The sequence below is a fragment of the Pseudoroseomonas cervicalis ATCC 49957 genome, from assembly GCF_000164635.1.
Classification (GTDB): Bacteria; Pseudomonadota; Alphaproteobacteria; order Acetobacterales; family Acetobacteraceae; genus Pseudoroseomonas; species Pseudoroseomonas cervicalis.
This window is the reverse complement of record NZ_GG770781.1, coordinates 127,615-132,703: the sequence shown is the minus strand read 5'-3', so window position 1 is coordinate 132,703 and position 5,089 is coordinate 127,615. Positions and strand designations below refer to the sequence as shown.

Genomic DNA, 5,089 nt, shown 5'->3' with positions numbered 1-5,089 from the left:
GGCGATCGGCGTCGCAGCGACGGCCGCCGGTGCAGCCACGGGCGCCGCCGCCGGGCTGGTCGCGCTGGCCGCGCCGCCGAAACGCACAGCCAGGTCCTGCATGCGTTCCAGCACCTCGGCCACGCGCCGCGTCGGCGGCGCCGCCTCGCCGAAGCGGGCGCTGCATTGTGCGTCGAAGGCATGCCATGCGGACAGCGCGTCTCCGGCGGCCTGGCGCAGCGCCTGCCATTGCGGCGCCGCAGCCGCGGCCTCGCGTTCCAGCACCGACAGATCGGCAATGCCGGAGGCCAGCCGCGCCTCGCGCCGCTTCGCGTCCGCCAGCGCCGCTGTTTCCTCGGCGAGGTTCCATTGGTAGAGCGAGACGCCGCTGCCATCGGCGCGGCGGAACAGCGCCAGGCGGCGCAGCGGCTGCATCAGCGTGCCGTCGGCGCTGCTGCCAGCCAGCCCCGCCAGCGGCGCCGCACGTCCTTCCAGCCCATCCTCGTCGGGGCGCGGATGCAGCACGTCCCAATACTGCTCCAGCAGGCCCGCGAGCAGCTGCGCCGCGTCGCGCAACCCGGCCAGCCCGTCGAGGCGCACCAGCGCCTCGGCCAGCCAGGCGGCGATCTCGATGTCGCGGCTGCGCTCGGCGAGGCAGAGCTGGCCCAGCCGCTTCACCTCGCGCCAGGGAAGCGGCACGGAATCCTCGCCGCCCTCGGCATCCTGCGCGCGCTCCTCGGCCCGCGCCTCGGCCCGCGCGTCGCGCAGCTTCTGATAGGACGAGGCGGGCGAGTAATCCTCGCGCAGATCGACACCCGCGCCCCCATCGCCCTCGGCCAGGGGGGTCAGCAGCTTCTCCAGCTCGACGGCAGCGCTCATGCTGGTGGTTTTCCCCTCTTTTGCCCGTCATGCAAGAGCGCGTGATCCGCGCTCACGTGAAGGTTGGCGACCCGCCCCACTGGTTGCCGCGCTGCAGCCTTCTGCATATGCAGGATGCGACAGCGGGGAGCGCAGGCACGGGCATGGTCGCATTGGATTTGAAGTCGCTTGTCGGGCGGCTCAACGATCTTTGCCGTCGCCAGCTGGAAGCGGCCGCTGGGCTGACCCTGTCGCGCGGCCATTACAATGTCGAGATCGAGCACGTGCTGCTCAAACTCGCCGAAGCCCCGGGTTCTGACATTTCCGCGATCCTGCGCGGCAGCGATGTCGATGCCGGCCGCCTGGGCGCCGAACTGACGCGCGCGCTGGACCGCATGCGCGGCGGCAACACCCGCGCCCCCGCACTGTCTCCCGATATCGTGAGCTGGCTGCGCGAAGCCTGGCTGATCGCCTCGATCGAGCGCAACGAGGCGCAGCTGCGCTCGGGTCATCTGCTGGCGGCGCTGCTGTCGGAGGATTCGCTGCGCCGCAGCGTGCAGGACAGCGCGCCATCGCTGATGGCGCTCTCGGCCGAGGCGCTGCGGCGCGACTGGCCATCGCTCGCCGCCGGCAGCGCGGAGGAGGGCAGCAGCGCCGCGCTGGCCCCCGCACCGGCGGACAACCCCGCCGCCGCGCCCGCCGGCGGCGGGCCGCTGGAACAGTTCTGCAGCGACCTCACCGCCGCCGCGCAAGCCGGCAGGATCGACCCGATCCTCGGCCGCGATGGCGAGATCCGCCAGGTGATCGACATCCTGACGCGGCGGCGCCAGAACAACCCGATCCTCACCGGCGAGCCCGGCGTCGGCAAGACGGCGGTGGCCGAAGGCCTGGCGCTGCGCATCGCCGCCGGCGAGGTGCCCGAGGCGCTGCGCACGGTGCGGCTGCTCTCGCTCGATCTCGGCCTGCTGCAGGCCGGCGCCGGCATGAAGGGCGAGTTCGAGAACCGGCTGCGCGGCGTCATCGACGCGGTGAAGGCCAGCCCGCGCCCGATCGTGCTGTTCATCGACGAGGCGCACACGCTGATCGGCGCCGGCGGCCAGCAGGGGCAGAACGACGCCGCCAATCTGCTGAAGCCGGCGCTGGCGCGCGGCGAGCTGCGCTGCCTCGCCGCCACCACCTGGGCCGAGTACAAGAAGTATTTCGAGAAGGACGCGGCGCTGACCCGCCGCTTCCAGCTCGTGCAGGTGGGCGAGCCTTCCGAGGCGCTGGCGGCGTCCATGCTGCGCGGCCTGGTCGCGGTGCTGGAGACGCATCACGGCGTGCGCATCCTGGACGAGGCGGTGACCGAGGCGGTGCGGCTCTCCGCCCGCTACATCCCGGCGCGACAATTGCCGGACAAGGGCGTGTCGCTGCTCGACACCGCCTGCGCCCGCGTCGCCATGAGCCAGGGCGCCATCCCCGCCGCCATCGAGGATCGCCGCCGTCGGCTGGAACTGATCGAGACCGAGACCGGCGTGCTGCAGCGCGAGTCCGCCTCCGGCGTCGATCACGCGGCGCGGCGCGCCGCGCTCGAGGCGGAGCGCGAGGCCGTGCAGCAGGAACTGGCGGCGCTGGAAGCGCGCTGGGCCGAGGAAAAGACACTGATCGCCGAGCTGGCCGCGCTGCGCGCCCGCGCCGAGGCGGGCGAGGCCGAGGCGGCGACCGCTCTCTCGGCCGCGTCGCAAAAGCTGCGCGCCCTGCAGGGCGAGGCGCCGCTGGTGCATCCGGTGGTGGATGGCCAGGCGGTGGCCGAGGTGGTGGCGACCTGGACCGGCATCCCGGTCGGCCGCATGCTCGGCGACGAGATCCGCACCGTGCTCGAGCTGAAGCCGAAGCTGGAGGAGCGCGTCATCGGCCAGCCGCATGCGCTGGAGGCGATCGCCCAGGCGATCCGCACCCAGCGCGCCGGGCTGACCGACCCGCGCAAGCCGGTCGGCGTCTTCCTGATGGCCGGCACCTCCGGCGTCGGCAAGACCGAGACAGCGCTGGCCCTGGCCGATCTCCTCTATGGCGGCGAGCAGAACCTCACCGTCATCAACATGAGCGAGTTCAAGGAGGAGCATAAGGTCTCGCTGCTGATGGGCTCGCCGCCCGGCTATGTCGGCTATGGCGAGGGCGGCGTGCTGACCGAGGCGGTGCGCCGCCGGCCCTATTCCGTCATCCTGCTGGACGAGATGGAGAAGGCGCATCCCGGCGTGCAGGACGTCTTCTACCAGGTGTTCGACAAGGGGCAGATGAAGGATGGCGAAGGGCGGGACATCGATTTCCGCAACACCGTCATCATCATGACCTCCAATGCCGGCAGCGACACCATCGCCCGGCTCTGCGCCGATCCCGAGATGGCGCCGGAGCCGGCCGCGCTGAACGAGGCGCTGCGGCCGGACCTGCTGCAATGGTTCAAGCCGGCCTTCCTCGGCCGCTGCACCCTCGTCACCTACTACCCGCTGGCGCCGGAGATCCTGCGCCGCATCGTCGCGCTGAATTTGCGCCGCATCGAGCGGCGGCTGCGCGAGACCTATGGCGTCGCGCTGCAGATCGGCGAGGGCGTCCTGGACAGCATCGCGGCGCGCTGCACCGAGACCGACAGCGGCGCCCGCAATGTCGAGACCATCCTCACCCGCACGGTGCTGCCGGAGCTGTCGTCACGCATTCTTGCAGTGATGATGCAGGGCGGACGCCTCTCCGGCGTCACGCTGGGCGTGGGCGCGGATGGAAACTTCGATTACCACATCACCAGCGTTGCGGCCTGACGCCGCCGCTGCGGGCAGAGGGCAAGGAGACCCATCATGGCGATCTACATGAAGTACCAGGGCGTGGACGGCGAGAGCACCACCACGGGCTTCGAGAAGCAGATCGAGCTGCAATCCTTCCAGATCGGCGTCGGCCGCGGCATCTCGACCGCGCGCGGTACCTCGACGCGCGAATCCTCCGAGGCCAGTGTCAGCGAGGTGACGCTCACCAAGCTGACCGATGGCGCCTCGCTGAAGCTGTTCGAGGAGTCGCTCTACGGCAAGCTGGACCATGAGGTGGTGATCACCTTCGTCCGCACCCAGACCGGCGGCGGCGTGCAGCCCTATCTGCGCTACACCCTGACGGGCGCCGGCGTCAGCGGCTTCTCGCTCAGCTCGGGGGGCGAGCGCCCGGTGGAGAGCATCAGCCTGAACTTCGACAAGATCGAGATGACCTACGGCATGATCGGCGACGACCAGTCCGGCAGCAACGCCTCGACCAGCTACGACCTGGCGACCGCCAAGCGCGCCTGAACGGCGCGACAGGGCACAGGACAGCGGCGCGGCGGGGCAACCCGCCGCGCCGTGACCCCTTCAGCGGGCAGGCACGCGCGGCAGGCCGGGCAGCGTGTCCTCGGCGCCGTCATGGCGCAGCACCACGGCGCTGACATTGTCGCGCGCGCCGGCGGCGACGGCGCCCTGCACCAGCGCCGCCGCATCGGCGCCCTGGCGCAGCAGCCGGGCGATCGCCTCCTCCGGCAGCGCCTTGAACAGCCCGTCGCTGCAGAGCAGGAAGACATCGCCCGGCTGCAGGCCGTCCGACACCTTGTCGAGCAGCAACGGCCCCTCGCCGCCGCCCACGGCGCGCAGGATGATGTTGGCCTGCGGATGGCGCTCCGCCGCCTCGGCCGCCAGCTCGCCGCGGTCGACCATCTCCTGCACCAGGGAATGGTCGCGGGTCAGCATCTGCAGCGCGCCCTCGCGCAGCCGGTAGGCGCGGCTGTCGCCGGCCCAGAGGCAGGCGAAATGCCGGCTGCGCAGCAGCAGGACCACAATGGTGCTGGCCATCACCCGGCCGGGGCCCTGCTCCGCCGCGCGGCGGCGCAGCGCCTCATGCGTGGCGCTCAGCCGCAGCCGCAGCTGCGCCAGCATCTCGGCGGCCGAGAGGCCGGGCGGGATGCCCTCCAGCGCGCTGGCGACCGCAGCGGCCGCGACATCGCCGCCGCCATGCCCCCCTGCCCCATCGGCCACCGCCCAGAGGCCGAGATCCGGGCGGTGCACCACCGCATCCTCGTTCCTCGACCGCACCGTGCCGACATGGGTGCGCGCATCGGATCGCAGGCCCGGAATCATGCCGGCGCCCCGCCCAGCAGGCGCAGCGCGTGCGGCAGCGGCGGCAGGGCGGGCACCGCCCATTCCAGCGCCGCATTCCACCAGCCGCGCGGCGCGCCACCCCCCTCCGGCGGCGGCAGGCTGGCCAGCAG

General features: G+C 72.1%; 4 protein-coding genes. 2 read left to right on the top strand and 2 right to left on the bottom strand.

Annotated features, from left to right (window positions below):
- Positions 1-858: type VI secretion system protein TssA (tssA, locus tag HMPREF0731_RS15735; RefSeq protein ID WP_007005159.1), on the bottom strand; the 858-nt coding region annotated here is incomplete at its 3' end.
- Between the two features lie 158 nt (positions 859-1,016).
- Between tssA and tssH the strand changes: the two genes are divergently transcribed.
- Complete coding sequence (tssH, locus tag HMPREF0731_RS15730) at positions 1,017-3,626, top strand: type VI secretion system ATPase TssH (protein ID WP_420493611.1); 2,610 nt, start codon at positions 1,017-1,019, stop codon at positions 3,624-3,626.
- Between the two features lie 36 nt (positions 3,627-3,662).
- Positions 3,663-4,139: an Hcp family type VI secretion system effector gene (locus HMPREF0731_RS15725; protein ID WP_007005157.1), complete on the top strand. Its 477-nt coding sequence runs from the start codon at positions 3,663-3,665 to the stop codon at positions 4,137-4,139.
- 60 nt (positions 4,140-4,199) lie between these two features.
- Here the strand turns inward: HMPREF0731_RS15725 and HMPREF0731_RS15720 are convergent, their stop codons facing one another.
- Positions 4,200-4,958 carry a PP2C family protein-serine/threonine phosphatase gene (locus HMPREF0731_RS15720; RefSeq protein WP_007005156.1) on the bottom strand — a complete coding sequence of 253 codons (759 nt, stop codon included), beginning with the start codon at positions 4,956-4,958 and terminating at the stop codon, positions 4,200-4,202.
- Positions 4,959-5,089 lie beyond the last annotated feature (131 nt).